Below are 25,352 nucleotides of genomic sequence, written 5' to 3'. Positions count from 1 at the left end.
TCGAAGCGTGGCCGAGTGATGAAGGGTTAGTATGAATCAATTTTAGCGGTTGTTCGACCCCGGAGCACAATTCGGTATTCACGATCGGAAGGCGGGACCCTTCGCTGTCGCGCCATTGTGAAAGAGGTGTGAAGAAGAGTCGGATGGAAATCGTGGCACAACAGCGCGCATCGAATTTCCTGTTACTGGAGGTGCATGATGTTCTCAAGTCTGGTCTTGCCGTCCCGGTTTCTCGCTGCCGGCATCGTTGCCGGTTTCCTGTTCCTGCTCGCTCCGGGACCGGTGAAGGCGGGAGAGGACCCGGTCTATACGGGCTTCCTCTCGAATCTCGCCGTAGATGGATACGATCCAGTTGCCTATTTTGCGGAAGGACGCCCGGTTGAGGGAGCGGCCGATTACACGCTCGACTATATGGGGGCCGAGTGGCGTTTCGCGTCGCCGGATAATCGCGACGCATTTCGCCAGGACCCCGAACGCTACGCGCCGCAATATGGCGGCTATTGCGCCTGGGCCGTGGCGCAGGGGAGCACAGCCAAGGGAGACCCCCTGAACTGGAAGATCGTCAATGGCAGGCTCTATCTGAACTACAATGCCGATATCCAGACACGCTGGGAGCAGGACATTTCCGGAAACGTCCGGGCGGCAAACCAGAACTGGCCGACTCTCATCAAGTGAAATGCTGAAGTGCCGATTTAGGATGCTTCGCCGTCTCGCCATCCTCGGGCCTCTCCACTACCCTCATGTCGGAACGTGACACAGGGGGAGATGATGGCAGAAGAAACAGGAATCGTCGGACTAGGAAACGCAGGGCTGGCGGTGGCGTCCGCACTGCTGGTGCATGGCCCGGTCGTGGGGTTTGATCGTTCAGAGGAACGCCGGCAGTTGGCGATGGATGCTGGCATCACCGTGGTCGAGACTCTGCAGGGCCTCGAAGGCCGCGCACCGGTCATATTGCTGTCGCTGCCGAAACCCGAGGCGTCTCTGGCGGTGGCCGGTGATCTGGCCGGATGGTCAGGACCCCCGGAACTGGTCATCGAGACCAGTACGGTCACGCCGGACACGGCGCAGAAATCTGCCGCATTGCTTGACGCTGCGGGCATCGGCTATGTCGATGCCGCGATCGCCGGCGGGGTGGCCAGCATGGCGGCCGGGGAGATCACGTTCTTCCTTGGCGGCTCGGATGCGAACAAGGCGGCAGCCAGGCCGGTTCTCGAGCGTGTTGCCTCTAGGATATTCGATCTCGGTTCCGTCGGCGCGGGAATGGGAACGAAGGTGGTCAATAACGGTGTCATGCATGCGGTCATGGTGGTCCTGATCGAGGCCTTTGCCATGGCGCGCAAGCTTGATATTCCGACAGACACGCTGGTCGAAATCCTGAACCGGGAGGAAGGCCTGTTGCGGCCCCTGATCCACCGGGTCGGGGAGCGGATGCAGGACGGGAAATACGCGGCCGGCATGTCGGTCAGCAATGCCCGGAAAGATTCCGTTCTGGCCCTGGAAACCGCTCAACAGCTTGGTGTGCCGATTTTCGCCACCCTTGCGGCGCATACGCCCTACGAGATCGCCGAGGCGAAGGGGATGGGCAACCAGGACTACGCGGCTTTGGCGAAATTATGGGAAGACTGGTGTGATGTCGGTTTCCGGCGTTGAGTACGATTTCTGATTCATGCCTGATTTGTTCCGACACCAGAAAACTCTGCGTTTCTGGTGTCGCTCTATCTGGTGCATGCGGGACGCTTCGTGCTAGGAATGAAAGGAATGTACAGCGTTGAAAGCGATGGCCCTGGTTGAAGCGCCGTGAGCTTTTTTGTCTTGAGGTGGGACGGTCAATAGAATGACCTGTGAAAACTCAGGGTTGCCGCTTGACGCCGCGCTTGACGAGATCGCAAGCAGGCTGCGTACAGAGAGCACGCGCCTTCTGTTGGATCACTGGCGAACAGTCAAAGGCCCGCTCTTGATGCCGGACCGACGCCAGATCGACCCGGTCCAGTTTGCACCGGTGTTGCCGCGCGTCTGGTTATGTGATTATGCGCGCGAAGCGGACCGCTTTCGCTACAGGTTGACGGGGGAAAGAGTGGCGAAACGATTTGGCCACAATCTCTCCAATCACTATCTCGATGACAATACGGACCCTGACTATTATCCCCGCGTTCATCGCTACTACCGGAATGTTATCGATTTCCCGGCGGTGCTGTATATCCACGGGCGGCTTTATGCGGAAACTGACGACCCGATCCATGGCGAGCGGATCCTGCTGCCTTTATCTGAGGATGGACAGACCGGACACGGCGTAATCGGTGCGACGGAAGAGATCATCCCGCGGAATAAATCGGACGGACGCTATCTGCCAGAGTTTCAGAAGCATATTTACGTGACTTTGGAAACCGGTGCTGTTGTCGAGGAATCCTTGCCTGTCTGAAAGCGTTTTGATGCCGTTGCCGATGAACGTTAACCATGGCGTGTTTTCCTGCTAGTCTCCAGTCAGTGTATTTTCAACCGTGACCAGCGCTCCGGCGTATGGAGTTCCGAATGTCATCAATTCTTGTCGTAGACGATGACAAATCCCTCAGAGACCTGCTGTCGGCAGTGCTTCGAGACCGAGGTTATGAAGTGGAGATCGCGAAAGAAGGCGACGAGGCGCTCAAGATCCTGGCGCATACCCGTTTCGATATTGTGATCTCTGATATCATTATGCCGGGCAAGGAAGGGATCGAGACCATTCGGGAGATTCGGGACGTCTATCCCGATATTCAGGTCATCGCGATGTCCACCGGTGGGTCGCTTGGCAACGTGCAGATCCTGGAATATGCCCGCATGATCGGCGCCCATGAAGCGGTCCGGAAACCGATCAAGCTGCCGGACCTGATCGCCGTTGTCGAACAGATGCTGTCCTAAGGCCGAAACCTCCCGGTATCGACAGGCGCACCCGGTTTTCGAAGCCGGAAGAGGTCGGCATAGTGCCCCGCGAGTGACGTTGCCGACACGATCATACTGCCGTCTTCCGCCTTGTGCTCGACCCAGAGTCGGATGCCTGGCCGGTGCTCGACATGGAACCAGGCGAGCCAAAAGAACAGCAGCCTCCTGAACCAGCCGGGCATGCCGCGCTGGTCCCCGAAATCTACAATATGCAATGTGCCGCCTGGCTTGAGCCGGCTGACAGCTTGTTCAAGCACTTCGTGCCATGGCGGGATCATGGAGAGTGAATAGGAAAATACGATGTGGTCGAAACCGCCCGCCTCATCGAAGGTTGCCTCCGGATCGAACTGTTCCGCAAAGGCAAGCCCGAGCCGTACTTTCGGCTCCAGGTCCGCCCGGCGTAGCGATGCCTCCGCCGTCTCAAGCATTTCCGCCGATGCGTCGATGCCGAAATACCGGCAGTCCGGGTAGCGCCGGGCCATCTTCACCAGGTTGCGGGCGGTGCCGCAGCCGATCTCGCAGACGGTCTGTCCCGGGGTCGGTGCCAGCTCCCGGATCAGCCGGTCGCGGCCCAGCAGATAGTATTTCCGGGTCAAATCATAGAAATGCCGCTGGATCCGGTAGATCCGGTCCATCTTCTCCCCGGCATCCTCGGGGCCATCTTTCCCGGAATGATCAATCTCTGCGGATGTAGAGATGGAAGCCTCCATAAATGGAAGAGCGGTCGCGTCGGGCGAGATCGAGGGACTGTTCGGCCCGATAGTCCCAGCGGTCGAGGATCTCGGCGGGAACCCGACCGGGCAGGGGACTCTCTTCGCCGGCGGTGCGGAAGATGACCCGGGCGCCCGGTGCCGACGTGCGGAGGATCTCTGTCCAGAGCGCCGTCATCTGCTCCGCGTTCATCCAGTCCTGGGCATCCAGCAGGATGTAGCGGTCCCGGCTTTCTGCGTCGCAGCCCGCCAGGAAGTCGGTCATCGAGGCATGGACGACATCCACCTTCGACGCATTGTCCCGCAAGGTCTGGTGATTGCTGTCCCGGAGATAGCGCGGGATGGCCTGGCGGTGCTGCCGGTCATAGCCCCGCCCGAAAGCCTGCCAGGCGAAGTAATTGTCGTCGATCGAGAAATCGCAGGCCAGCCGCTCCAGGCGGGAGCGCATCAGCCCGGCCATGTCGCCGCCGGCAGAGGCGGAGAGCGCCTCGAACTGGGCCGGCGGAATGCCGAGCCCGTAGAAGGAGACCGGCATCCGGCAGAGCGCCTTGACGATACGGCTGTCAAAGACCGGGCCGATCACGTCCTCGAACAGGGTGCGCTGTTCCTCCATGGTCTCCGCCCGCAGGATATGGCGGGGGTTCTTGCCATGCAGCCGGGCCACGAAATGCAGCAGCCCGATGAAGCGGCCGAGCAGGCCGAACTCGTAGACATTGCGGGTGAACATGTCGATGCGTCGGCCGCGCAGGCCGCGCTTGCTCCAGTAGGCCCGTGTCTCCGGGTCGAGATGCGGGGCGAGGTCTCGGAAATAGACCCGCTTGTTTTCCCGCTCGTCCGCATGGCCGAAGAAGCGGAAGAAGGTCTCATGATCCGGCAGCTGTTCCAGCGCCGTCAGTTTCAACCGGGTGAGGGCGACATGGGCCGGATTGAGATCGACCGCCTGGATATGCGCCGGCTGCTCCGTCAGGTAGTTCAGGATGTTGCAGCCGCCCGATGCGATGGTGAAGATCCGGCTGTTCCCGTCGAGTTGCAGCGCTTCCAGATCGACCTCCGGATCTTCCCAGATCTGCGGATAGACGAAGCCCTTGAAGGCCATCGTGAACATCCGCTCAAGGATGCCGCGCTTCGACAATTGCCTGTTCTTGATGACTGCGTCGGTGAGAAGGCTGTTGGCGGTCATGGGGGTGAACTCTCCCGGATGGCGCGGCTCCGCGCGCATGCCGCCGGACCGGTCCATATCTCGCCCTCCCTCATACGGGATTCATGTTTCAGCTTTGTTGCGGCCGGGGCGGCCGATGCGGGTCGCCACGGCGAGGACGGGTGCTGGAGAAATCGTGGTTTCAGTTAATATATTAGATTAAGTAAATTTATTAAATTATTGATAATAATAAATATTATAACACTTTTGAACGATCCCAATTTGGGTTGGAAAGCGCGCAAGAGGATCTGTAATCGCGGGGGTATGAAGCTTTCCGTGCCTGCAGGACCGCGCGCGGAAATCCCGGTTTACGGCAACTCGAATCGGAGGTCAGGCGCGGCCGTGGCTGACGAGAGCGTCTCTGCCGCTCTGGCTTGCCTCGACAATGGCGCCGGTTCCGGAGACGTAGCGCCGGACCACGAGGCCCCGGTCGACGGCTTCTTCCCAGACAGTGAGGCGTGGGCAGGACGTCCGCCATGCATCCATCACTTCGTCATAGGGCCGGGGTTTCTCGGCGACCCATTCCACGAGATCGAGGATCAGCGGCATTGGTGTGTCGTTCATGATGTGCTCCTTGTTCGGCCGGAGAGCGGTTATTCTACCATGGTTGGCGGGCGTGTCTGAAATATGGGTTTCATGCCTGCGAAGAGAGTTTCGGATCTGCAATCCGGAGTGCGGCCACGCACTCTGCTAAAATCGCCGGAGCAACCAGCGGGAGACGTTCTGGATGACTGATATTGGTCGCGTTGTTGCCGCAGCCTGTCTCGCTGTCACGTTCCTGCTCTCCGCCCTGCTTCCGGCGACAGATGCGCGGGCGCAGACAGATGCGCGGCACGCATGGGCTACCGCCGCTCCATCGATCTTCGAGGTGGAGCCGACATGGCCCGGTTACCGGAAGCCCGGTTTCGGCGCACCGGCGGGCACCGCACCTGAAGGCACCGGCGTTGCCATCCTGCGCCCTGGCTTGCTGGTGACCGCGGCGCATGTCGTCTCGAAGGCAACCGAGGTGCATGTCCGCACCCCGGACGGCACCCGCCTGGAGGCAACCATCCTCGCCATGGACCGGAAAACGGATATCGCCTTCCTGACAGTCGGCATCGACACCCGCCCGATAGCACTGGCCGACACGCGGCCGCAGACCGGGGCGCCGGTCTGTGCGCTCTCGAACGCCTTCGGACTCGGTATCGGCATTACCTGCGGCGTGGTCTCGGCGAGCAAGCGGACCGGCGTCGGATTCAATCACACGGAGGACTTCATCCAGACGGACGCCTCGGTCAATCCGGGCTCGTCCGGCGGCGCGCTGGTCGATCTGCACGGCCGGCTGGTCGGACTGCTGTCGGCGATCTTCACCAAGGACTCGGATTCCGATATCGGGGTGAATTTCGCCGTCTCGACGGAACTGTTGCTGAAAAGCCTGCCGGCGGAGTTCCGTTAGCATTCCGTTGCTCCCGAAGCGGACAGGGAGAGATGCCGGGTACGGGCTTGTTCCGGGATGTCATAGCCGGGATGATGCCGCCAGCCGGTCGCGTGACCGGGCGAAAGTAAAACATGGAGGAATTCCGATGCCCGCCGATCTTCCGGGTCCGTTCGAAACCCTGAGCCTCGAGATGCCGTCCGAGCATGTGCTGCTGCTCACCCTGGACCGGCCGGAGCGCGGCAACGCGCTCAACACCCAGATGGGCTTCGATCTCCGTGACCTGTTCACCGCGCTCTATCACGACCAGCGCGACCTGCGCTGCATCGTCATCACCGGGCGGGGAGAGAAGATCTTCTGCGCGGGCGGGGATCTGAAGGAACGCAACAACATGACGGACGAGGCCTGGCAGACGCAGCATGCGCTGTTCGAGCAGGCCGTCAGGGCGATGATGGATTGCCCGGTCCCGATGATCGGCGCGGTGAACGGTGCCGCCTTCGCCGGCGGGCTGGAGATCGCGCTGTGCTGCGATTTCGTCTATTGCGCGCCGAATGCCCGCTTCGCGCTGACGGAAGTCACCCTTGGTATCATGCCGGGGGCGGGCGGCACCCAGAACCTGCCGCGCGCGGTCGGCGTCCGCCGGGCCAAGGAGATCATCCTGACCGGCACGCCGTTCAATGCGGAGGACGCGCTGGCCTGGGGCCTGGCCAACAAGCTGTGCGACGAAGGCAAGCTGCTGGAGGACGCATTGGCGACGGCGGAAAAGATCGCCGGCAACGCGCCGATCTCCACCCGCCAGGTGAAGAAGGCCATCGACATGTCGACCCAGCTCGACCTGAAGAGCGGCTACGCCTTCGAGATCGAGGCCTATAACCGCATGGTCCCGACCGAGGACCGTCTGGAAGGGGTACGGGCCTTCAACGAGAAGCGCAAGGCGGTGTTCAAGGGGAAGTAGGGGGCTTTACAAACAGATTTTCCATGGTCGTCATCCCCAAATCACATCGTCTTCCCGGACCTGATCCGGGATCTTTGGATGCCGTGCTCCATCCCGCGTTCGACAAGATCCCGGCTCTCTGGCCGGGATGACCCCCAAAGCTGGTCGGCCTCACAACCCCGCGCCCGCCCGCCATTCCGACAGCGGCAGAAAGCTGGGAATCTTTCGCGGCTCTTCCGGCAGCATTGCGATGAGTTCCAGCGAGTGTCCGTCCGGATCGTCAAAATAGACGCTGGCGGCGGGCATCCAGCTCAGCACCACCGGCTCGTCAATCGGCTCTTCGCCGTTCTTGGTGGGGGTCAGCCCTGCCGCCTTCAGTCTCGCGACCGAGCGCTCGACATCCTGCAGTGCGACGTTGAAGGCAATGTGCAGCTTCATCCCCATAGGCGCCGATCCGACACCCCAGAGCCCGAGCATCGCCGTCTCTGGCGCCGGGACCCAGAAGAAGGCGACGTTGCGGTCCTTCACGATATGGGCGAGCGGCAGGCCGAGCACGTCCCGGTAGAAGGCGACGGAACGGTCCAGGTCGCGGACGGTGAGATGGGCCTCGTACAAGCCCTTGATTGGGACGATCATCGGGCGATTCCTTATTTAGCAAGTGATGTCTTGATAAATAAGGAATGGATGCCAAAGCTGCAAGACGGTTTTTGTCGGGAGGCAGGCGGCTTCACGCCTTCAATACCCTGTCTTCCCATTATCGCGGTCCCGACCGCAGGGCAGGGATCTTCAAGGTTGCAGGCCGAAATTGCTGCCGCGGGATTCCGGATCAGGGTTCGGAATGACTGTAGTCAACCTGACATCCTGAGAGCGTGTGCGTTTACTGTCGAAGCCAGACTCTCGCCGTCTGCAGGTCTCGAAAGACCCTGGTCTCGATACCGAGTTTGTTGGCCTGAACCTGTGCGGCCAGCGCCTTGGCCAGAACGGCGTTCATGTCGCCATCGACCACCAGTGCCGTCCGGGCGCCGGAGCCTCGCGCATCGGCGAATTCAGCAACCGCGCCGATGATCATCTGGAAACTGTCATGAGAAATCTCGGAGAGGCTTGCTTGGTTCAAATCCCAGATGCAGAACTTTGTCGGTATCCGTGCGTAATGATACCGGATCGCGTCGACAGCCTGATCGGCTGTGACGCCCCCGTCGACACGGAAAACGACCAGATCCTCTCCCTCGACCAGTGTCTCGATGGGCATTGCGCTCCACACTCTCTTGCCTGCCGGATAATCAATCTTACGCAGAAACCCATTTATTGAGTGCCGGAAAATTCGGGAACGGAAGAGACTCGAGAATCAATTCGTTCCTATTGAGGGCTGGCCATCTCCTCAACCGCCTTCATCACATCCCCCACCGGGATCAACTCCGGATCCTTCCCGCCATACTCCTTCGCATCCACGATCGTCAGCCGCACGGCGCTCGGCGCGTATTTCGCCGGGTTGTGCTTGCTGAAGAGGGAAACCAGCGGGGCGCCGCCGGTGGCCATCATGTGGCCGGTGCCGCTGTCATTGGCGAGGGCGGCGTGCAGGCGGCCGGCGAGCGCCATGGCGAGGACCGGGCCTTTCAGGTGGGGTTGATCGTCCGTCCGGTCCCATTCCGGGAACAGGGCTTCCGGCACCGCCGCGCGCCATTCCGGTACCCTGGCCGCTTCTTCCGGCCCGGCGAAGAAAACGGGTGTCCGGCCCCGTTTCACCTGTTCCTGTGCCACAGCGAGGAAGTTCGCTTCGGGCCAGACCTTCACCTTGTCCCCCGCGCCGGGGCAGATACCGATATAGGCCGGGCCGTCCGGCAGCAATGTGGCGGCGAGTGCCCTGTATTCCGGGGCGACCGCGTCGACCGGGCCTTTATGGGCATGGGCCATCCGGTCAGGGGCGGCGAGGTCGAGCAGCAGGGTGAGGGTCTTCAGCAGGTGGCGGCCGGGCCTCTGCGCGGCTGTCGGACGGTTGTCCGAGAGCCAGTAGCCGGCGCAGGCGCTGATGAAGCGGCTGTGCTTTATCCGGCGGACGGAGAGGGTGCGGCGCAAGGTGATCTGGGTGTCGATCACCAGGTCGAAATGCCGGCCGTCGAGCGGGCGCGGCCCCCAGGGCAGGACGTGGCGCATATTGTCGCCGATATCCGCCTGCTGGATCACCTCGTCGAGCAGCGGGGCGACCAGCGGGGCCAGCGGGCCGGCATACATGGACGGGCCGAGCCCGGCCAGCCAGGTGATGCGCGCCTCCGGGAAACGCTGGCGCAGATCCTTCAGGAAGGGCAGCTTGAACAGGCCGTCGCCGATGGTCTCGCCGCAGGAATAGACCAGGATCGTCTCGGGCAGGCTGGATGCGACGGGCATGGGCGTCTTTTCGCTGTAGGGTTCACTCTGTCGGGCAGACGCACTATTACGGATCTTTGCATCCAAAACCACACGTGCTAGCCAACCGGTCACTCAGACATCTGGAAGAACCCCGATGAGCGATACCATCCTTGTCCCCGTTGCCCCCGGCGAGATGCTGGACAAGATCACCATCCTGGAAATCAAGCTGGAGCGGATCGAGGACGCGGCGAAGCGGGCCAATGTCGATCTCGAATTCAGGCTGCTGCAGGCGGTGCGGGCCGAGAAGATCCCGGAAAGCCCGGAGCTCGCCGACGCCTATGGCCGGCTGAAAGCGGTGAACGAGACGCTCTGGGTGATCGAGGACGATATCCGCGACTGCGAGCGGGGCGGCGATTTCGGGCCGACATTCATCGAACTGGCGCGCAGCGTCTACCGCGTCAACGACCAGCGGGCGGCGATCAAGAAGGAGATCAATCTCCTGCTCGGCTCCGCCCTGGTCGAGGAGAAATCCTACAAGGAGTATATGGCGCCGGAGACCGCCGGCCGGTGAGACCCGCATGACACCCGCCGGTGCCGCTGTGCCCGATCCCCGGTTCGTCCGGTTCCGGTTCTGGCTGCTTGCCATTGTATTGCTATTGTTCGTGCCCGTCGGCGTGCTGGCCAAGCAGGCCATGGCGACGCTGTTCATCGCGCTCGCCATCCTGCTGCTCGGCGCCGTCTGGCTGGAGCGCCGCCGGATCGCCTGGCCGGAAAAGCCGGTCCTGATCGCCTATGCCGCCATCCTTGCCCTGTCGCTGCTCGGCGCCTGGGGTGGCGGCCACGGCCTGCATCTCGCCGACATGCTGAAGAAGCTGGCGATGCTCACTCTGCTGCTGGTCTGCGTCTCGGCCGCGCCGGACATCCGGGCAGGGCTCCCGACCCGGCCGCTGGTGCTCTGCCTCGCCACCGGAATTGTGCTCGGCGCCGTCATCTTCGCCATCGAGCTGAGTTTCGATGCGCCGCTCTACCGGTTCTTTTCCGGCAAGGGCTGGGACAATCCCGTGGCACCGTCCCGTTTCAACCGGGGCAGCACCGCGCTGGTCCTGCTGAGCTGGCCGGCCGCGGCGGGGCTCTGGCTCTCCGGGCGCCGGCCGGCGGCGCTGGTTCTGGTTCTGGTCGGTCTGGCGGCGTCCTCCATCGGCGAGTCCGCCTCGGCGGCGCTGGCGGCGATGATCGCCGTGTTCATGCTGCCGCTGGCGCTCCTGAGCGGCCGCATCGCCTCCCGCCTGGTGCTGCTGTGCGCCGTGCCGCTGATGCTGGCGGCGCCCTGGCTGCTGGGCAATCTGCTGGTCTGGATACCGGATTACGTGATGGTCTTCCCGCCCTCATTCGCGGACCGGCTGGAAATCTGGCACAGCGTCTCGCTTGCCGTGTTCGAGCAGCCGCTGATCGGCCACGGGCTCGGGGCGACGCGCCGTCTGGCGGTGCCGGAGGCAGTCACGGCCGGGTTCAGTTTCTTCAAGCACGGTACGATTCATCCCCACAACGCGGCACTGCAGATCTGGCTGGAACTTGGCATCGGCGGCATCCTGGCTGCGCTTGTCCTGCTCTGGCGGCTGGTCGCGGCGTCGGGTCCGCTGCCGCGCCCGGGCCGGGCCGCCGCAATTGCGGCACTCTGTTGCGGGCTGGTGATCGCCGCCGTCTCCTACGGGCTCTGGCAGGAGACCTGGCTCGGCATCATCGGCCTCACCATCCTCGCCTTCGGCGTGCTCTGCCGCGACGAAAGCCCTTCCGACTGATCTCTTTCCCGGCGCCCCTGCCTGGTGTTTAGTTGTCTCAAGAACAACAAGATCTGGGAGGCCCGGTGTGGCTCACTATCCGGCGGTCGAAACGGTCCGCAAAATCGGCATTCTCGGAGGCGGCACGATCGGCGCCAGCTGGTCCGCCTTCTTTCTCTCCCGGGGCTATGACGTTGTCGCCTGGGATCCGGGACCGGATGCGGAAGCGAAGCTGCGGGCCTTTGTCGACAATGCCTGGCCGCAGCTGACCGAACTCGGCCTCTCAGCCGGTGCGGACCGGGCCCGGCTCAGCTTCGTGGCGACACCGGAAGAGGCGGTCGCGGGTTGCGATTTCATTCAGGAGAGCGTGCCGGAACGGCTCGATATCAAGCAGGCTCTCTATGCCAAGATCGATGCGGTGATCTCGCCGCAGACGATCTTTGCCTCCAGCACCTCCGGCCTGGTGATGAGCGACATGCAGAAGGGGCTGGGCAATGCCGCCCGGTTCGTCATCGGGCATCCCTTCAATCCGCCGCACCTGATCCCGCTGGTCGAGGTTGTCGCCGGCAAGGACACCGACCCGGCGGCGGCGGACTGGGCGATGGATTTCTACCGGCATGTCGGCAAACACCCGATCCGGCTGAAGAAAGAGCTGAAGGGCCATCTGGCGAACCGGCTGCAGGCGGCGCTCTGGCGCGAAGCGGTGATGGCGGTGAAGGAGGATGTCGCCTCCATCGAGGATATCGACGCGGCGATGTCGCAAGGGCCGGGTCTGCGGCTCGCCCTGATGGGCCCGCACATGATCTTCGGGCTGGCCGGAGGGAAGGGCGGCATGGCGCATTTCTACGACCATATCGGCCCGGCCATGGAAGCCTGGTGGGAGACCATGCAGGAGACCCCGAAACTGGATGCCGGTCTCCGTCAGAAGCTGATAGACGGCGTGGATGCGGAAGCGGCCGGCCGGTCCATCGACCAGCTCGAGGCCGAACGGGACGACAAGCTGATCGGCCTGTTGAAAATGCTGCAGGCGAAGGGTTAGGCGTTCAAATGACCGGTTCCGGGAAATCCGTGATCGTCGTCGGCGCCGGCATTGTCGGCGTCGCCACCGCGCTTTGCCTGCAGATGGAGGGGCACCAGGTCACGGTGCTGGATCCGAAAGCGCCCGGAACCGCCACTTCGTTCGGCAATGCCGGATCGATCGCCATCGGCGGGATGTACCCGACCGGATCGCCGGGCAATCTGAAGCAGGTGCCGAAAATGCTGCTGGATCCAACTTCGGCTGTGTCCGTCCGCTGGTCCTACCTGCCGCGGATGCTGCCCTGGTTCGTCCGGTTCTTTGCGGCCAGCCGGCCGTCCCGCGTGGCGCAGATCGCCAGTGAGCTGGCAACCATCGTGCCGACCGCCGGTGCCGCGCATCTGGCGCTGATGAAGGCGCACCGGATCGAGGGCATCGTCAAGCCGCTCGGCTGGCTCAAGGTCTATAGCGGGGAGAAATCATTCGCCGGCACCCGCGAGGAGCGGGAGACGATCGAGCGGCATGGCGCCAATGTGCAGATCCTGAACCAGGACGAGCTGCGCCAGCTGGAGCCGGCGCTGGCGCCGCATTTCACCCATGGCGCCTTCCAGCCCGACAACCATTTCGTCACCAGCCCGGTCAAGCTGACAGAAGCCTATGCCAAGGCTTTCACCGGGCTGGGCGGGCGGTTCCTGGCCGAGAAGGTGACGAGGTTCGAGTTCGACGGCAGTAGGGTCCGCCAGGTCGTCACGGATCTCGGCATGTACGAAGCGGACGAAGTCGTGGTCTGTGCCGGCGCCTGGTCCGGCCGGATCTGCAAGATGCTCGGCTTCTCTGTGCCGCTGGACACGGAGCGCGGCTATCATCTGAATATTGTCGCCGAGGGCGGACCCAGGCTCACCCGGCCCGTGGTGGTCGGGGATCACAGTTTTGTGCTGGCGCCGATGCAGGACGGTATCCGCCTGACCAGCGGTGTCGAGTTCGCGGGCCTGGATGCACCGGCGGACTTCAGGCGGATCAGGCGCATGTTGCCGCTGGCACAGAAGGCGCTGCCGGGGCTCTCGGACACCGTGACCCGTGAATGGCTGGGATATCGTCCCTCGACGCCTGACAGCAAACCTGTGATTGGCCCGGCGCCTGGATTATCCAATGTTTTTCTCGGGTTCGGGCATGGTCATATCGGACTCACCCTGGCTGCGCAAACGGGGGTTATGCTGGCGGATCTCGTCTCCGGGCGGGTGCCGGAAACGGGAATAGCTGCATTTAGTGCAGACCGTTTCTCGCTTTCCGTTTAGAAAGGTCTACAACTTTACGGCTTTTTGAAATTTCCGCCGTTTAACGCCCGAACGTGAGAAAACCATTGCTCACTCCCCGGGTTGGACTATGACTCTTAAAAAAGTATCTTCGGTAGATCCGATAGATCGTTGATGAAAGGGAGAAGCATGAAACGCTTTCTACGCCCAAATCTGAAACTCTCAGTCGCCGTATTTGGGGCGGTGCTTCTGTCTGGCTGTGCCGGTATGCAGCTCGATAATGCACGCAAGGTCTCACCTGACGGGAGCACGTTCAGTACGTCGCTTTACAAGGAATATATGGCTCTGTCCGAGCTTGAGTTCCTTGAAGGCGATTACGCAGATTCCGACGTGTTCGCGCGACGGGCAATTTCTGCTGCCGGTAACAAGCCGACGACTCCGGAAGAGCTGGGCGCGCGCCGTCTGCCCGCAGCCAACAAGGGTGAACTTGCAACGGCCCGCCGTGAGCTGGTCGAGGCTCTGACTGCCACGGCGACCGAGAAAGCTCCGGTCAACGCCGCGCAGGCCCAGGCCGCATTCGAATGCTGGATGCAGGAGCAGGAAGAAAACTTCCAGCCTGACGATATTGCCAAATGCCGCGCTGATTACATGGCATCGATGACAGCTGTTCGCAGTGCCCTTGCCCCGGCACCGGCTACTGCAGCTCCGGCTCCTGCCCCGGCCCCGGCCGCGAAGGCGCCGCAGCGGATGGCAGCGACCTATACTGTCAATTTCGACTTCGACTCCGACGGCATCTCCAAGAAAGCTGCGGAGATCATTGCCGAAGCCGGCATGGCTGTCGACGAGATGAAGGCAAGCACCATCATCCTGTCCGGTTACACTGACCGGGCCGGTTCCGAGGCCTACAACATGAAGCTGGCGGACCGCCGGGCGAAAGCCGTTCTCGGCGCGCTCGACATCCGGTCACGCAAGAAGATCGCCGGCGCGACACAGATCAAGGTCTATGGCGAGAAGAACAACAAGAAGAAGACCGAGGACGGCGTCAAAGAGCCGGAAAACCGCCGGGTGAAGATTGAAATCATCCGTTAATTCTCGAACAACAGGTATCAATAAGGCCGCCCTCGGGCGGCCTTATTTTTTGTCCGGTATTAAGTGGCCCGTTACCCGAATTTGGCCAGCCCATCCACGGTCTGCCGGATGATCTGGCGGGAGCGCCACAGCACCATTTCCTTCCAGTCGGCCTTGTCCGGGGAATAGTGATCCCGAATCTGCTGCTTGATGCGCCTGGTTTCCGGTGCAGACCAGTCGACATCCCCCTGATTGTGCAGCCAGTGATCCTCGCGCAGCACAAGCAAACCGCGGTCCGTCGGAAAGGTGCCGTATTCCAGGGCGACATAGGTGTAGGTGTCGCCAAGCTCCGCATTCCACAGCTCGCGCGAGGTGCCGTGCAGCGGGATGGAGGAAGAGGTGCCGAGTTCCGGCACACCGACGGAATCCCCGTACATTTCGACAACCCGCTTCATGCCCGTACTGCCCGGCAGATGCGCGCAGATCGGCTCGCCATAGCCATAGGGGCCAAGGCCGGTGTGGTAATCTATGACGCTGACCAGGGATCGGTCCGCCAATGTGAAGTCACGAATGATTTTCTCCAGCGTCTGCCGCGCCCATGAGGGTCCGAAGCCGCCGAAGAACATGCTGTGCGCATGCTTGTACTGGCCGGCCTTGCGGGCTGTCTGGAAAGCCTTTTCGCCATGCTCGGTACGGTATTTGGCGATCTTTTCTTTTGCCTTTGCCATGGTGGCGTCGTCGAGGGATGGCGGGACGAGGGCATCGACCAACGCGTCATGGCCCGGGTTTTCCGGAATGGGCTTGGTGAAGTCGATATAGTTCCGGTTCAGGTCGCAGCCTTCCTCGGTGACCCGGCGCAGCCAGGCGAAGCCGTGCGGATTCAGCGCGTGGATGTGCAGTGCCGCCATGTCAGCGTCGAGCCCCTGCCGGGCGCCGGACAGGAACCAGTCGATCTGGGCGCCCGAGCCGCAAAAGCCTTCCACACCATGGGTGGAGGAGATCGTCACCAGAACCTTTTTCGCATCCTTCGGCCCGACCCAGGCAGCGTCACAGGCCAGGGTTTCGCCATAGGGGCCCTTGTTCGGGTTCTCGTATGTCGTAACCGCCGCGCCTTCGCGCTCTGCCGCAGCGAGGAAACGCTCGCGCGCCTGACGGTAATCTGCGGAAAATGCGTGATCGATGAATTCGAGGATGCTCATCTGGTCCAGTCCATGGGGAAGGGGTGGAATGCCGTGACGGAGCGGAGATTAGCAAAGAGCCGGGCGCCGGCGCCATTGCCGTAACGGAAATATCTGTTGAGCTGATCGGGACAAGTTGGCAGCGTTGCCGCCTTTGTATCAGTGCTGTGTGAGTGCGAGGCGTTATGGCGTTACCCGGGAACATCCTGCTTATCACTGCCGATCAATGGCGCGGAGACTGCCTCTCGATCCTCGGCCATCCGGCAGTTCGGACGCCGCATATCGATGCGCTGGCTGCCGACGGCGTGCTGTTCGAGCGGCATTATTGCCAGACCGCACCCTGTTCGCCGGCCCGTGCCTCGCTCTATACCGGGCTGTACCAGATGAACCACCGGGTCTGCCGCAACGGCACGCCGCTGGATGCCCGTTTCACCAATATCGCGCAGGAAGGCCGACGGGCCGGTTATGGCCCGGTCCTGCTGGGATATACGGACCAGACCCTCGACCCGCGGACCCGGCACCCGAAAGACCCGCGTCTCACGACCTATGAAGAAGTCCTGCCGGGGTTCGAGCGGCACACGAAGTATGACGAGCACGCGCTGGACTGGCTGGACTGGCTGGAGGGCAAGGGCGAGGATGCGTCCGGCGGTCTCACGGGAGTGTATGGCGCGGTGCCGCAGGATGGCCCTTTCAGCCGGGCCGACCTGACTCCGGAATTCTCGTCAGAGCATACGGAAACCGGCTACATCACCGAACGGTTCCTCGATTATCTGGGGCAGCAGGAGGCGGACAAGCCCTGGTTCGCCCATCTCTCCTTCATCCGGCCGCACCCGCCGTTTTCTGTGCCGGAGCCGTATAATTCCATGATCGAGGATGCGCTGGTGCCGGAGCCGAACCGGGCGGCGTCGGTCGAGGCGGAAGGGGCACAGCATCCGTTCCTGCGGTTCATGCTGGAGAGGGTGACCGGAAAATCCTTTGTGCCGGGCGGCGGTGACCGGCCGGTGACGGACTGGAGCGACGAGGAGGTCCGGGCGGTGCGTGCTGTCTACTTTGCCATGGTGGCCGAAGTGGACGCGCAGCTTGGCCGCCTGGTCGACGGGCTGAAGCGGGCCGGCGCCTATGAGGACACGCTGATCGTGCTGACCAGCGATCATGCGGAAATGCTGGGCGACCATCATCTGTTCGGCAAGCTCGGCTATTTCGAGCAGAGCTATCACATTCCCCTGATCGTCCGCATGCCCGGGGCAGGGCGCCCACGCGGCATCAGGGTCGACCGGTTCACCGAATCCATCGATATTGCGCCGACCCTGGCGGACTGGTCCGGCATACCGACGCCGCTGCAATATGACGGCCGGTCCCTGCTGCCCTTCCTGACCGGCGAGCAGCCACACAATTGGCGCGATGCGGCCCATTGGGAGTTCGATTTCCGGGATGTCACAGGCGGCGTGCCGGAGAAGGAACTTGGTCTTCGGCTCGATCAATGCCAGCTCGCGGTACGCCGGGAGGAGCGGTTCAAATATGTGCATTTTGCCGGATTGCCGCCGCTGCTGTTCGATCTGGAGAATGACCCGCATGAACTTGTGAACCTTTCCGGTAACCCGGACTATGCGGCCCAGGAGCTGGCAGCGGCGCGCGGCATGCTGTCCTGGCGTCAGGCGATGAGCGAGCGCACCCTGAGCGGGATCGAGGTCACAGCCAATGGCCCGGTGGAACGGAGCTTCGCCGAGCGTTTCTGAACGCGCCGGGTGGTGCCTTGCCGAACGCTTCTGAACGGTGCGCGTGATCCTTCTCGGATTACCACTGATCCGGTTCCGTGCCGCATCTTGGTGGTGCGCGCAAAGCGCTGCTAGGGTACTGAAAACAGGGCGCGCATTCGGGGGATGCTATGAGCGAAGCGGCTGACTATTCGATCGACCCGCAGATGGCGAAAGCCATGGAGCGGATGCTGAAGATCGTCGAAGAGGAAGGGCTTCCGCCGCTCCCCGCCGACCCGAGCCCGCCGGAGTCCCGTGTCCGGATGGAAGCGGAGCGGTCCTGGTGGAACCAGGATCTTCCGGAGATGGCGGATGTCCGGGAAGAACATATCGACGGCCCGAACGGCCCGATCCGGGTGCGCCTGCTCTATCCGGACGTGCCGCGACCGGCGCCGGTGCTTGTCTATTTTCATGGCGGCGGCTGGGTGGTCGGCTCGCTGGAGACCCATCACCGGGCGATGCGCTGCCTCGCGCTGGAAAGCGGCTGCGCCGTTGTCGCGGTCGATTACCGCCTGGCGCCGGAGCACAAGTTCCCGGAACCGCTGCAAGACTGTGTCGCGGCGATCGAGCATGTCCGCGAGCATGGTGGCGACTGGGGCCTGGATGTGGAAAAGATCGCTGTCGGCGGCGACAGCGCCGGCGCCAATCTGGCGTTGGGCTCTGCTTTGGCGCTGCGCGACAAGGGCGACAGTCCGATCCGCTCCCTGACCCTGTTCTACGGCTGCTTCGAGCGGGATCTGGAGGGAGACTCCCATACGCTGTTCGGCGACGGCTCCTTCGGTCTTTCCACTGCATCCATGCGCTGGTACTGGAATCATTACCTGCGCGACGACGCGGATGCGGCCGACCCGCTGGCCTGCCCGATGAAGGCCGATCTCGCGGGATTGCCGCCGACGCAGCTCTACCCGGCCGGGCTCGATCCGCTGCGGGATGATTCGATCCTGATGCGGGAGCGGATGGAGGCGGCCGGCGTGCCCGTCGAGTTCAAGCTCTATCCCGGGGTCTGCCACGCTTTCATCAACCTGACCCGGATGGTCGATCAGGCGCACGAGTTGATCGGCGATGCCGCCAGCGCGGTCCGGCGCAATCTTTCACTCGGCTGACGGGCTCTCACTCTACTGAGGTGGCCGGCCGTTCGTCCGGCAGGCGCAGGGTCAGGATATTGGTCATCAGGATGGTGCCGGCCAGCATGTAGAAGACCGAGGCAAGGCCGAACTGGTCTGCCAGCATGCCGCCGATGATCGGCATGACGATGGAAAAGCCGCTCTGGGTGCCGAACATCAGGCTGGTTGCCGAACCGCCCAGGTGGTCCGGCGTGAGGTCCATCATCCAGCTATGCACGACGGGCCGCACCGCATAGAGCACGAAACCGAGCAGGGATATGCCGGCGACGAAGGCCGCCTCGCTGCCGAGGAAGGTCAGGCTGGTGATCAGCACGGTGGAGGCGCTGAGACCGGCGAGCACGACGGTGCGCCGGCCGACCCGGTCCGACCAGATCCCGGCGGCCGGCGTGGCGACAACACCGCCGACCTGCATCGCCGCCATGGCGATGCCGATCATCACCGGCCCGGAATGCATGACATCGGCGAGATAGAGCGGCAGGAAGGCGAGCAGGCCGCCCTGGGTCATGGAGCGAAAGCCGCTCATCACGCACAGACCGAGAATGGCGCGGTTGGCGATCACCGTGCGGATACCGGCCAGATATTCGGTCACGCCGACGCCGCGTGCTGCCGTCCCTTCGGCTTTCCGGGTTTCGTAGCGCATCAGTCCGACGGCCAGGACAACGGCAACAGCAAGCGCGGGCAGGGCGGATATCTCCGCGGCTGCCTGCCAGCCGAAGGCGGCGATCAGGGCGCCTGCGGTGAGCGGGGCAAGCGTGTCTCCGGCGCTGGCGCCGAGACCATGGATCGAAAGCGCGTATCCCCGGTTTTTCGGGTACCGGTTCGAGAGAAAGGAGATCGCCGGCGGATGCCAGAGATTGCTGGTGACACCGAGCACGACGACAAGTCCGGCAAGAGCGAGGAACGTAACGGCAAGCCCGATCGCCATCAAAGCCAGCGCCCCGACGGCGACCGACAGCACCTGGAACATCACCCGGCGTCCGGTCAGGTCGACCAGCGGTCCGCTGAAGAAATTCGCGCCGAAGGCACTGAAATGGAAGATGCTGACCAGCGCCCCGGTTTCCGTGTAACTGAGGCCGAGCGTCGTCGACAGGGCCGGGAGCAGCAGGTAGAAGACCGCGTCCGTCCAGTGGATGGCGCCATGGCCGAGGCCGACGAGTGTGATCGGAATGTTTTCCCGGAGCGGGAGCCCGGTCAGGCGTTCGGAAAGAGACATGGATATTCCAGGCAAATGGCAGGCTGCCGCCTGATCGGGCAGGCAAGGGTACGGAGAGATGGGCGATCAAATTAGCACGCAAACGCCGAGCTTGAGCAATCTCCTTGGCGAGTTGCTCGACCACGGCGCGCTGGAAGCCCTGCTGTTTTCCGTGCTGCTGCTCGGCGGGCTTTCAATTCTGTATTACACAGTAAGGACCGGCGTGCCCCCCATGCCGTCGCACCCGTCGGCCCGTCGGGCCGCGTTCCGGCTGATTCCGGACCGTTTTTCCCCGGCAGCGATCTATGAGCTCGGCTGCGGCTGGGGCGGGATCGCTTTCGCGCTGGCGGCGCGCTATCCGCAGGCGCGGGTGGTGGCCATCGAGCTGTCACCGTTGCCATGGCTGGTCTGTCACATCCGGCGGCTGTTCCAGCGCCGTCCGAACCTCGAAATCCGCCGGGCTGATTTCCTGAAAAGCGATCTCTCTGATGCGGATCTCGTGTTCTGCTACCTGATGGTTGCACCGATGCGCGGCCTGGAACGGAAACTCACCGGTGACCTGCGGCCGGGCGCACTGGTGATCACCAGCACGTTCGCCCTGCCTGGCTGGACGGCAGACGGGGCAGAAACTGTTCCGGAATCCATGAACGCGCAAATCTATCGCTATCGCGTGTCTGGCTGACCGGGCCCGTCAGTCCAGTTCCGCCTCAAGCGCGGCGTCGCTCGCCGCGACTTTATGCGGTGTCCTCAACGCGGTGAGATCGCCCAAGTGATGGGCTATGCGCCAGACGTGATACGTGCTGCGGTGAAGCCACCGGATGCTGTCCAGCCGATTGATCGTGTCATCCACCGACAGCAATCCGGCTGCGGCATTGAGTGTCGCGGCTTCCCGGATCCGGTGGCGTTCGTCGCGCAAATCTTTCCGCAGGATATCGAAGTCGCGTTCCGCCGCGTTCAGGTCCTGGCTCCGGCAGAGATCGGCGAGCAGGGTTACAAATTTTGCACTCACCTCCCGGAGGGCAGGGTCGCGAGCGATCGTCGCGATCCGTTGTGACTGGGTCGCACGGTGATACAGCCGGCGCAGATGATCGAGGGTGTGGAGCGCGGAGGTAAACCGCCCGAGATCCACGCTGGGATCGAGCCGCGCCTGTATGTCGGCCGCGTAACGCTCGGATTTGACCAGGGCTTCCTGAATTGGTCCCAGGCCGGATGCTCTGTCGCCGAGAGGCGCTTCTATTGATCGGCGGAGTTGTCCTAAAAGGGTCAGCGCAGATTCGGTCAAAGTGCCTGCAAGGGCATCGGTCGCGGCACCGGTATCGGGCAGCAACCTTGTGTCCAGTCGGCGCGCGAGATCGGCCCCGTCTTCCGGGATCAGCCACAGGATGAGGCGGGCGAACAGACCCGTGACCGGCAACACAAGAAGGACACCCAGCGTATTGAAGGTGCTGTGAAAGGCGACCAGAGCCAGCTGTCCGGAGCCGGGCGTGGCGGCATCTGTGAAATGTGTGGCGAGGGTGGCAAAGGGGGTCAGCAGGCAGAATGCCAGAAATCCGGTCAGCACATTGTAGACCAAGTGTGCGAAGCCGGTCTGGCGCATTGCAGCTGATCCGCCGATTGCGGCAAGCACGGCGGTAAAGCTGGTGGCCACGTCCATGCCGATGACCATGGCGGCTGCCTGGGGCAGGCTGATCGCCCCGCTGCCGAGCGCCACCATCGCTGTCGCAACGCCGGCGCTGGAGGATTGGGTCGCCAGCGTGATGGCGACGCCGATGGCGACGAGCTGGAGGCGACCGAAAAAGGTGTCGGCCGGAAAATCATCCGGTGTCACGACTCCCCTGAACACTTCCATTCCATCCTGCATCGTGTCGAGCCCGATGAAAATCAGGCAAAACCCGGCCAGGGACCATCCGGCGAGAGCGAGCCGTCCCTTGCCAAAAAACTTGACCAGGACCGCGAAGAGAAGAACCGGGAGCGCGACGGCCCCGAGCTCCAGCTTGAAGCCTATGAGGGCGACCATCCAGCCGGTCAGGGTCGTGCCGATATTGGCGCCGAATACGATACCAAGCGCCTGGGAGAACGTCAGGAGGCCGGCTCCGACGAAGCCGACGGCCGTCACTGTCGTCGCGCTGGAGGACTGGATGAGCGCGGTCACGAAGGCACCGGTAGCCGCACCGGTCACAGAGCTGTTGGTGCATTTCGCCATGAGCCGGCGCTGACTGTTCCCGACCAGGCTCTTCAGGCCATCGGTCAGAATCAGCATTCCGATCAGGAACAGCCCGATCCCGCCAATGGCGACAGCAAGATTTGCGATCATAGTTTCAGAAATGCCCCCTGATCAGCTCAGCGGGTTTTATGCGCCGGCTGTCAGGCCGAACCGCTCCGCGTGCCAGCGCATGTGATCTTCCATGAAACTGGCGATGAAATAGTAAGAGTGATCGTAGCCCTCCTGACGCCGAACGGTCAGGCGGATATCGGTTTTCTCGCAGGCCGCTTCCAGCAGTTCCGGCTTGAGCTGTCCATCCAGAAACCTGTCGGCCAGTCCCTGGTCAACCAGGATATCGGGCACCCGGGCGCCATCCTCGATCAGGGCGCAGGCGTCATATTGTCGCCAGTCGGCCTTGTTCGATCCGATATAGCCGGTCAGCGCCTTGTCGCCCCACGGGCAGTTGATTGGCGAGCATATCGGGGCGAAGGCCGAAACGCTCCTGAAACGCTCAGGATTTCTGAGGGCCATGGTGAGGGCGCCGTGACCCCCCATGGAATGGCCCGTGATGGCCTGCCGCGTCATGTCGAGCGGCAGCGCCTGCTGCAGCAGGGCCGGAAGTTCCTGTTCGATATAGCTGCGCATTCTGTAATTGGCGGACCAGGGCGCTTCGGTCGCGTCGACATAGAAGCCGGCGCCAAGGCCGAAATCGTAGGCGCCATCCGGATCGTCCGGAACATTGTCGCCGCGCGGGCTGGTGTCGGGCGCGACCAGGGCAATGCCCAACTCGGAAGCGTAGCGCTGGGCGCCGGCCTTTACCGTGAAATTCTCCTCGGTGCAGGTCAGGCCTGACAGGAACCAGAGCACCGGAACCCTTGCCGTGCCGGCGGCCGGAGGGAGGTAGACCGAGAACCGCATCTCGGTCCCGGTCTCCGCAGAGCTGTGCGAATAGACAAACTGTTTTCCGCCGAATGCCTTGGCTTCGGAGACGGGTGTCAGGGCCGGTACAGTCATTGCTCTTCATCCTTTTGCGGTCGCTCGCGCGGGAGGCTACACCAAGGCGGCGGTGCACGGAACGGTCCCGTTCGGGTTAACGGGGTTATGTCCGGCGTCTTAGATCATTAGGATGCCCGCTGATTTACCAAGAGGGACCCATGCCTAAGATCAATGCCGAACGTTTGCTGAACGACCTGGAAACCCTGCGCGCCATCGGCGCGGTCGAGACCGGTGTGGTCAGGCCCGCCCTGAGCGAGAAGGACCTTGAGGCACGGCGCTGGCTGAAGCAGCGGTTCGAGGAGGCGGGGCTCGATACGACGCTGGACGGTGTCGCCAACGTGCTCGGACGGTCCAGGAACAACGGACCGGCACTGATCGTCGGCTCCCATTCGGATACCCAGCCGCGCGGTGGCTGGCTTGATGGCGCGCTCGGAGTGATTTACGGCCTCGAAGTGGCGCGCGCGCTGGCGGAAGACCCGGAGACCTCGGATCTCGCCGTCGACGTGATTTCCTGGCAGGACGAGGAAAGCCGGTTCTATGGCTGCCTCGGTTCCCGGTCCTGGATCGGCACGCTTGATCCTGAAGTGGAAGCAAACGCGACCGACCGGGACGGAGTGAAACTGACCGATGCGCTGAAGGATGCCGGGCTGACCGATGTGCCGCGCCTGCGTATGGAACAGGGCCGCTATGTCGGTTACCTCGAGGCCCATATCGAGCAGGGTGCCTGGCTGGAAGATGCCGGCGAACAGATCGGTGTCGTTACAAGTATCGTTGGCATCCGCGGCATGACGCTGAAATTCGTGGGCGAGCAGAACCATGCCGGAACGACCACGATGGCGCGCCGCAAGGATGCGGCAACCGCCCTTTTCCAGGTGGCCGGCAGGATTCACGAGGAATTTGCGAAACATGCGAAACCGACAACGGTGTGGACGCTCGGCCGCGTGCTCATCGAGCCGGGCGCGGCGTCCATCGTGCCCGGTTATGCGGAACTTACACTGCAGTTCCGGGACAGCGAGGATGCGTTGCTTGACAAATACGAGGAAATCGTCGCCGGGCTGGTCGCCGAGGTGAATGCGGAAGGGCGGATCAAGGCGAGCGCCGAACGCTCCCGCACGCCGGTTCGGCCGTCGGATATGGATGAGGGATTCCAGAATCATCTGGCTGCGGCGGCCGAGAAAACCTCACCCGGCAAGTGGCGGCGCATGCCGAGCGCTGCCGGACACGATCCGATGGTCCTGACAGCGGCGCTTCCCTGCGCCATGCTGTTCATCCCGTCCATCGGAGGGATCAGTCACGATTTCGCCGAGGACAGTCACGAGGAAGATATTGTCGCCGGCTGTCAGGTGCTTGCCGACGCAGCTGCTTCCATCCTCACGTCCGCCCAGAAGGAATAACCATGCTCTCAGCCGAAGACACAGCCCGCGCCGTCGAGATTCTCGCAGCGTCGCGCCTCGGCGGCGGACCGACAGATCGATTGCCGGATCCGCTCATGCCGAAGACCGTCGCTGAAGGGTATGAGCTGCAGCATCGTTTGAACGCCCACCTGACGCAGGCCGGTTTCGGGCCGGTGGTCGGTCACAAGATCGGCTGCACGACCAAGGTGATGCAGGACTACATGAAGATCAGCGAGCCCTGCGCCGGCGAGATTTTCGCCACCATGGAGTTCCACGAAAGCGCCGATGTTCAGATAGATCTCTATCACCGGATCGGCATCGAGGTGGAAATTGGCGTCCTGCTGTCCCACGACATGGTGCAGGACGAGCCTTTCACGCGGGAGACGGTCGGCGGTTATGTCTCTGCGGTACTGCCGGCGGTGGAACTCGTGGACGACCGGTATGTTGACTATCCTTCATTGCCGGTGCCGATGCTGGTAGCCGACAACTTTTTCAATTCCGGTGCCGTTCTCGGCCGTCCGCTGATGAACTGGCAGGGTCTTGATCTTGCTGCTGTCGCGGGCAGTCTTTACATCGACGGAGACGAGGCCGGGACGGGTGTCGGGGCCGACATACTGGGCCATCCGTTCGAGGCGCTTGCCTGGCTCGCAAACCTGCATTGCAGTCAGGATCGGCCGCTCAGGGGCGGAGAGTTCGTACTCCTTGGCAGCATCGTCAAGACGGTGCATTTCGACGCGCCGGCCCGCTGTGTCGCTGACCTTGGAGAGCTTGGCCGTGTCGAAGTCAAGTTCGTATGACACTTCCTCGGAGTTGATCGCGGGATGTGCGATTCGCGCAGTCAGGAAAGAGTTTCGATTCCGGGCAATCCGACCCGTTTCCTGC

General features: G+C 62.7%; 26 protein-coding genes. 16 read left to right on the top strand and 10 right to left on the bottom strand.

The window, feature by feature from the left end; genetic code table 11:
- Positions 1 to 195 precede the first annotated feature (195 nt).
- The 4 genes from RH950_RS15765 (at position 196) to RH950_RS15750 (ending at position 2,895) form a co-directional block, all read left to right on the top strand.
- Positions 196 to 675 carry a YHS domain-containing (seleno)protein gene (locus RH950_RS15765; RefSeq protein WP_350058428.1) on the top strand — a complete coding sequence of 160 codons (480 nt, stop codon included), beginning with the start codon at positions 196 to 198 and terminating at the stop codon, positions 673 to 675.
- Positions 676 to 768: 93 nt separating this feature from the next.
- The gene (locus RH950_RS15760; RefSeq protein ID WP_350058426.1) at positions 769 to 1,650 is read left to right on the top strand and encodes an NAD(P)-dependent oxidoreductase; all 882 of its coding nucleotides are present in this window, start codon (positions 769 to 771) and stop codon (positions 1,648 to 1,650) included.
- A 184-nt stretch (positions 1,651 to 1,834) separates the two neighbouring features.
- Positions 1,835 to 2,419: a PAS domain-containing protein gene (locus tag RH950_RS15755; protein WP_350058424.1), complete on the top strand. Its 585-nt coding sequence runs from the start codon at positions 1,835 to 1,837 to the stop codon at positions 2,417 to 2,419.
- A gap of 110 nt (positions 2,420 to 2,529) precedes the next feature.
- Positions 2,530 to 2,895 (top strand): response regulator, encoded by a 366-nt coding sequence (locus RH950_RS15750; RefSeq protein ID WP_350058422.1) that lies wholly within the window; start codon positions 2,530 to 2,532, stop codon positions 2,893 to 2,895.
- Here the strand turns inward: RH950_RS15750 and RH950_RS15745 are convergent.
- The 3 genes from RH950_RS15745 to RH950_RS15735 form a co-directional block, all read right to left on the bottom strand.
- The gene (locus tag RH950_RS15745; RefSeq protein ID WP_350058420.1) at positions 2,892 to 3,551 is read right to left on the bottom strand and encodes a class I SAM-dependent methyltransferase; all 660 of its coding nucleotides are present in this window, start codon (positions 3,549 to 3,551) and stop codon (positions 2,892 to 2,894) included. The two genes, RH950_RS15750 and RH950_RS15745, sit on opposite strands and share 4 nt — an antisense overlap.
- A gap of 40 nt (positions 3,552 to 3,591) precedes the next feature.
- The gene (locus tag RH950_RS15740) at positions 3,592 to 4,863 is read right to left on the bottom strand and encodes a BtaA family protein (RefSeq protein WP_350058418.1); all 1,272 of its coding nucleotides are present in this window, start codon (positions 4,861 to 4,863) and stop codon (positions 3,592 to 3,594) included.
- Between the two features lie 291 nt (positions 4,864 to 5,154).
- Positions 5,155 to 5,388, bottom strand: coding sequence for a hypothetical protein (locus RH950_RS15735; RefSeq protein WP_350058416.1), 234 nt, complete (start codon positions 5,386 to 5,388; stop codon positions 5,155 to 5,157).
- 163 nt (positions 5,389 to 5,551) lie between these two features.
- On the opposite strand from RH950_RS15735, the gene RH950_RS15730 reads away from it, so the two are divergent.
- Positions 5,552 to 6,259 carry a S1C family serine protease gene (locus tag RH950_RS15730; RefSeq protein WP_350058414.1) on the top strand — a complete coding sequence of 236 codons (708 nt, stop codon included), beginning with the start codon at positions 5,552 to 5,554 and terminating at the stop codon, positions 6,257 to 6,259.
- Positions 6,260 to 6,386: 127 nt separating this feature from the next.
- Entirely contained in the window at positions 6,387 to 7,193 is an 807-nt protein-coding gene (locus RH950_RS15725) for an enoyl-CoA hydratase/isomerase family protein (protein ID WP_350058412.1), read from the top strand.
- A gap of 150 nt (positions 7,194 to 7,343) precedes the next feature.
- Here the strand turns inward: RH950_RS15725 and RH950_RS15720 are convergent, their stop codons facing one another.
- The 3 genes from RH950_RS15720 to RH950_RS15710 all read right to left on the bottom strand — a co-directional run bounded on the left by RH950_RS15720 (position 7,344) and on the right by RH950_RS15710 (position 9,554).
- Positions 7,344 to 7,808: a VOC family protein gene (locus RH950_RS15720; RefSeq protein ID WP_350058410.1), complete on the bottom strand. Its 465-nt coding sequence runs from the start codon at positions 7,806 to 7,808 to the stop codon at positions 7,344 to 7,346.
- 241 nt (positions 7,809 to 8,049) lie between these two features.
- On the bottom strand, positions 8,050 to 8,421 hold the full coding sequence (locus RH950_RS15715; RefSeq protein WP_350058408.1) for a hypothetical protein: 372 nt from the start codon (positions 8,419 to 8,421) through the stop codon (positions 8,050 to 8,052).
- A 107-nt stretch (positions 8,422 to 8,528) separates the two neighbouring features.
- The gene (locus RH950_RS15710; protein WP_350058406.1) at positions 8,529 to 9,554 is read right to left on the bottom strand and encodes a glycosyltransferase family 9 protein; all 1,026 of its coding nucleotides are present in this window, start codon (positions 9,552 to 9,554) and stop codon (positions 8,529 to 8,531) included.
- Positions 9,555 to 9,669: 115 nt separating this feature from the next.
- Here RH950_RS15710 and RH950_RS15705 point away from each other — a divergent pair, with 115 nt between their 5' ends.
- The 5 genes from RH950_RS15705 to RH950_RS15685 all read left to right on the top strand — a co-directional run bounded on the left by RH950_RS15705 (position 9,670) and on the right by RH950_RS15685 (position 14,650).
- On the top strand, positions 9,670 to 10,086 hold the full coding sequence (locus RH950_RS15705; RefSeq protein WP_350058404.1) for a DUF6165 family protein: 417 nt from the start codon (positions 9,670 to 9,672) through the stop codon (positions 10,084 to 10,086).
- Positions 10,087 to 10,093: 7 nt separating this feature from the next.
- Positions 10,094 to 11,314: an O-antigen ligase family protein gene (locus tag RH950_RS15700; RefSeq protein ID WP_350058403.1), complete on the top strand. Its 1,221-nt coding sequence runs from the start codon at positions 10,094 to 10,096 to the stop codon at positions 11,312 to 11,314.
- 67 nt (positions 11,315 to 11,381) lie between these two features.
- On the top strand, positions 11,382 to 12,332 hold the full coding sequence (locus RH950_RS15695; RefSeq protein ID WP_350058401.1) for a 3-hydroxyacyl-CoA dehydrogenase NAD-binding domain-containing protein: 951 nt from the start codon (positions 11,382 to 11,384) through the stop codon (positions 12,330 to 12,332).
- A gap of 8 nt (positions 12,333 to 12,340) precedes the next feature.
- Complete coding sequence (locus RH950_RS15690) at positions 12,341 to 13,603, top strand: NAD(P)/FAD-dependent oxidoreductase (RefSeq protein ID WP_350058399.1); 1,263 nt, start codon at positions 12,341 to 12,343, stop codon at positions 13,601 to 13,603.
- Positions 13,604 to 13,828: 225 nt separating this feature from the next.
- A complete protein-coding gene (locus RH950_RS15685; RefSeq protein ID WP_350058397.1) occupies positions 13,829 to 14,650 on the top strand; it encodes an OmpA family protein in 822 nt (273 codons plus the stop codon).
- Between the two features lie 71 nt (positions 14,651 to 14,721).
- Here the strand turns inward: RH950_RS15685 and RH950_RS15680 are convergent, their stop codons facing one another.
- Positions 14,722 to 15,828: a M14 family metallopeptidase gene (locus tag RH950_RS15680; RefSeq protein WP_350058395.1), complete on the bottom strand. Its 1,107-nt coding sequence runs from the start codon at positions 15,826 to 15,828 to the stop codon at positions 14,722 to 14,724.
- Positions 15,829 to 15,992: 164 nt separating this feature from the next.
- Between RH950_RS15680 and RH950_RS15675 the strand changes: the two genes are divergently transcribed.
- Positions 15,993 to 17,543: an alkaline phosphatase family protein gene (locus RH950_RS15675; RefSeq protein ID WP_350058393.1), complete on the top strand. Its 1,551-nt coding sequence runs from the start codon at positions 15,993 to 15,995 to the stop codon at positions 17,541 to 17,543.
- A gap of 149 nt (positions 17,544 to 17,692) precedes the next feature.
- A complete protein-coding gene (locus tag RH950_RS15670; protein WP_350058391.1) occupies positions 17,693 to 18,664 on the top strand; it encodes an alpha/beta hydrolase fold domain-containing protein in 972 nt (323 codons plus the stop codon).
- A 7-nt stretch (positions 18,665 to 18,671) separates the two neighbouring features.
- Here RH950_RS15670 and RH950_RS15665 read toward each other — a convergent pair whose 3' ends face one another.
- Positions 18,672 to 19,898, bottom strand: a complete 1,227-nt coding sequence (locus RH950_RS15665; RefSeq protein WP_350058389.1) for an MFS transporter — start codon at positions 19,896 to 19,898, stop codon at positions 18,672 to 18,674.
- Between the two features lie 91 nt (positions 19,899 to 19,989).
- On the opposite strand from RH950_RS15665, the gene RH950_RS15660 reads away from it, so the two are divergent.
- Positions 19,990 to 20,559, top strand: coding sequence for a class I SAM-dependent methyltransferase (locus RH950_RS15660; protein WP_350058387.1), 570 nt, complete (start codon positions 19,990 to 19,992; stop codon positions 20,557 to 20,559).
- A gap of 9 nt (positions 20,560 to 20,568) precedes the next feature.
- Here RH950_RS15660 and RH950_RS15655 read toward each other — a convergent pair whose 3' ends face one another.
- A complete protein-coding gene (locus RH950_RS15655) occupies positions 20,569 to 22,191 on the bottom strand; it encodes a Na/Pi cotransporter family protein (protein WP_350058385.1) in 1,623 nt (540 codons plus the stop codon).
- A gap of 36 nt (positions 22,192 to 22,227) precedes the next feature.
- A complete protein-coding gene (gene fghA / locus RH950_RS15650) occupies positions 22,228 to 23,094 on the bottom strand; it encodes an S-formylglutathione hydrolase (RefSeq protein ID WP_350058383.1) in 867 nt (288 codons plus the stop codon).
- A 140-nt stretch (positions 23,095 to 23,234) separates the two neighbouring features.
- Here fghA and RH950_RS15645 point away from each other — a divergent pair, with 140 nt between their 5' ends.
- Both RH950_RS15645 and RH950_RS15640 read left to right on the top strand, forming a co-directional pair.
- Positions 23,235 to 24,470: a hydantoinase/carbamoylase family amidase gene (locus RH950_RS15645; RefSeq protein WP_350058381.1), complete on the top strand. Its 1,236-nt coding sequence runs from the start codon at positions 23,235 to 23,237 to the stop codon at positions 24,468 to 24,470.
- 2 nt (positions 24,471 to 24,472) lie between these two features.
- Positions 24,473 to 25,267, top strand: coding sequence for a 2-keto-4-pentenoate hydratase (locus RH950_RS15640; RefSeq protein WP_350058379.1), 795 nt, complete (start codon positions 24,473 to 24,475; stop codon positions 25,265 to 25,267).
- Positions 25,268 to 25,352 lie beyond the last annotated feature (85 nt).

This window comes from Nisaea sp. (genome assembly GCF_040217065.1).
Classification (GTDB): Bacteria; Pseudomonadota; Alphaproteobacteria; order Thalassobaculales; family Thalassobaculaceae; genus Nisaea.
The sequence above is the reverse complement of the archived record's forward strand: the minus strand, read 5'-3'. Positions and strand labels throughout refer to the sequence as shown.

Excerpts from the sequence above, each read along its gene's own strand:
- RH950_RS15765 (WP_350058428.1), top strand. The coding sequence starts at position 196 with ATGATGTTCTCAAGTCTGGTCTTGCCGTCCCGGTTTCTCGCTGCCGGC.
- RH950_RS15760 (WP_350058426.1), top strand. The coding sequence starts at position 769 with ATGGCAGAAGAAACAGGAATCGTCGGACTAGGAAACGCAGGGCTGGCG.
- RH950_RS15755 (WP_350058424.1), top strand. The coding sequence starts at position 1,835 with ATGACCTGTGAAAACTCAGGGTTGCCGCTTGACGCCGCGCTTGACGAG.
- RH950_RS15750 (WP_350058422.1), top strand. The coding sequence starts at position 2,530 with ATGTCATCAATTCTTGTCGTAGACGATGACAAATCCCTCAGAGACCTG.
- RH950_RS15745 (WP_350058420.1), bottom strand. The coding sequence starts at position 3,551 with ATGGACCGGATCTACCGGATCCAGCGGCATTTCTATGATTTGACCCGG.
- RH950_RS15740 (WP_350058418.1), bottom strand. The coding sequence starts at position 4,863 with ATGGACCGGTCCGGCGGCATGCGCGCGGAGCCGCGCCATCCGGGAGAG.
- RH950_RS15735 (WP_350058416.1), bottom strand. The coding sequence starts at position 5,388 with ATGAACGACACACCAATGCCGCTGATCCTCGATCTCGTGGAATGGGTC.
- RH950_RS15730 (WP_350058414.1), top strand. The coding sequence starts at position 5,552 with ATGACTGATATTGGTCGCGTTGTTGCCGCAGCCTGTCTCGCTGTCACG.
- RH950_RS15725 (WP_350058412.1), top strand. The coding sequence starts at position 6,387 with ATGCCCGCCGATCTTCCGGGTCCGTTCGAAACCCTGAGCCTCGAGATG.
- RH950_RS15720 (WP_350058410.1), bottom strand. The coding sequence starts at position 7,808 with ATGATCGTCCCAATCAAGGGCTTGTACGAGGCCCATCTCACCGTCCGC.
- RH950_RS15715 (WP_350058408.1), bottom strand. The coding sequence starts at position 8,421 with ATGCCCATCGAGACACTGGTCGAGGGAGAGGATCTGGTCGTTTTCCGT.
- RH950_RS15710 (WP_350058406.1), bottom strand. The coding sequence starts at position 9,554 with ATGCCCGTCGCATCCAGCCTGCCCGAGACGATCCTGGTCTATTCCTGC.
- RH950_RS15705 (WP_350058404.1), top strand. The coding sequence starts at position 9,670 with ATGAGCGATACCATCCTTGTCCCCGTTGCCCCCGGCGAGATGCTGGAC.
- RH950_RS15700 (WP_350058403.1), top strand. The coding sequence starts at position 10,094 with ATGACACCCGCCGGTGCCGCTGTGCCCGATCCCCGGTTCGTCCGGTTC.
- RH950_RS15690 (WP_350058399.1), top strand. The coding sequence starts at position 12,341 with ATGACCGGTTCCGGGAAATCCGTGATCGTCGTCGGCGCCGGCATTGTC.
- RH950_RS15685 (WP_350058397.1), top strand. The coding sequence starts at position 13,829 with ATGCAGCTCGATAATGCACGCAAGGTCTCACCTGACGGGAGCACGTTC.
- RH950_RS15680 (WP_350058395.1), bottom strand. The coding sequence starts at position 15,828 with ATGAGCATCCTCGAATTCATCGATCACGCATTTTCCGCAGATTACCGT.
- RH950_RS15675 (WP_350058393.1), top strand. The coding sequence starts at position 15,993 with ATGGCGTTACCCGGGAACATCCTGCTTATCACTGCCGATCAATGGCGC.
- RH950_RS15670 (WP_350058391.1), top strand. The coding sequence starts at position 17,693 with ATGAGCGAAGCGGCTGACTATTCGATCGACCCGCAGATGGCGAAAGCC.
- RH950_RS15665 (WP_350058389.1), bottom strand. The coding sequence starts at position 19,898 with ATGTCTCTTTCCGAACGCCTGACCGGGCTCCCGCTCCGGGAAAACATT.
- RH950_RS15655 (WP_350058385.1), bottom strand. The coding sequence starts at position 22,191 with ATGATCGCAAATCTTGCTGTCGCCATTGGCGGGATCGGGCTGTTCCTG.
- fghA (WP_350058383.1), bottom strand. The coding sequence starts at position 23,094 with ATGACTGTACCGGCCCTGACACCCGTCTCCGAAGCCAAGGCATTCGGC.
- RH950_RS15645 (WP_350058381.1), top strand. The coding sequence starts at position 23,235 with ATGCCTAAGATCAATGCCGAACGTTTGCTGAACGACCTGGAAACCCTG.
- RH950_RS15640 (WP_350058379.1), top strand. The coding sequence starts at position 24,473 with ATGCTCTCAGCCGAAGACACAGCCCGCGCCGTCGAGATTCTCGCAGCG.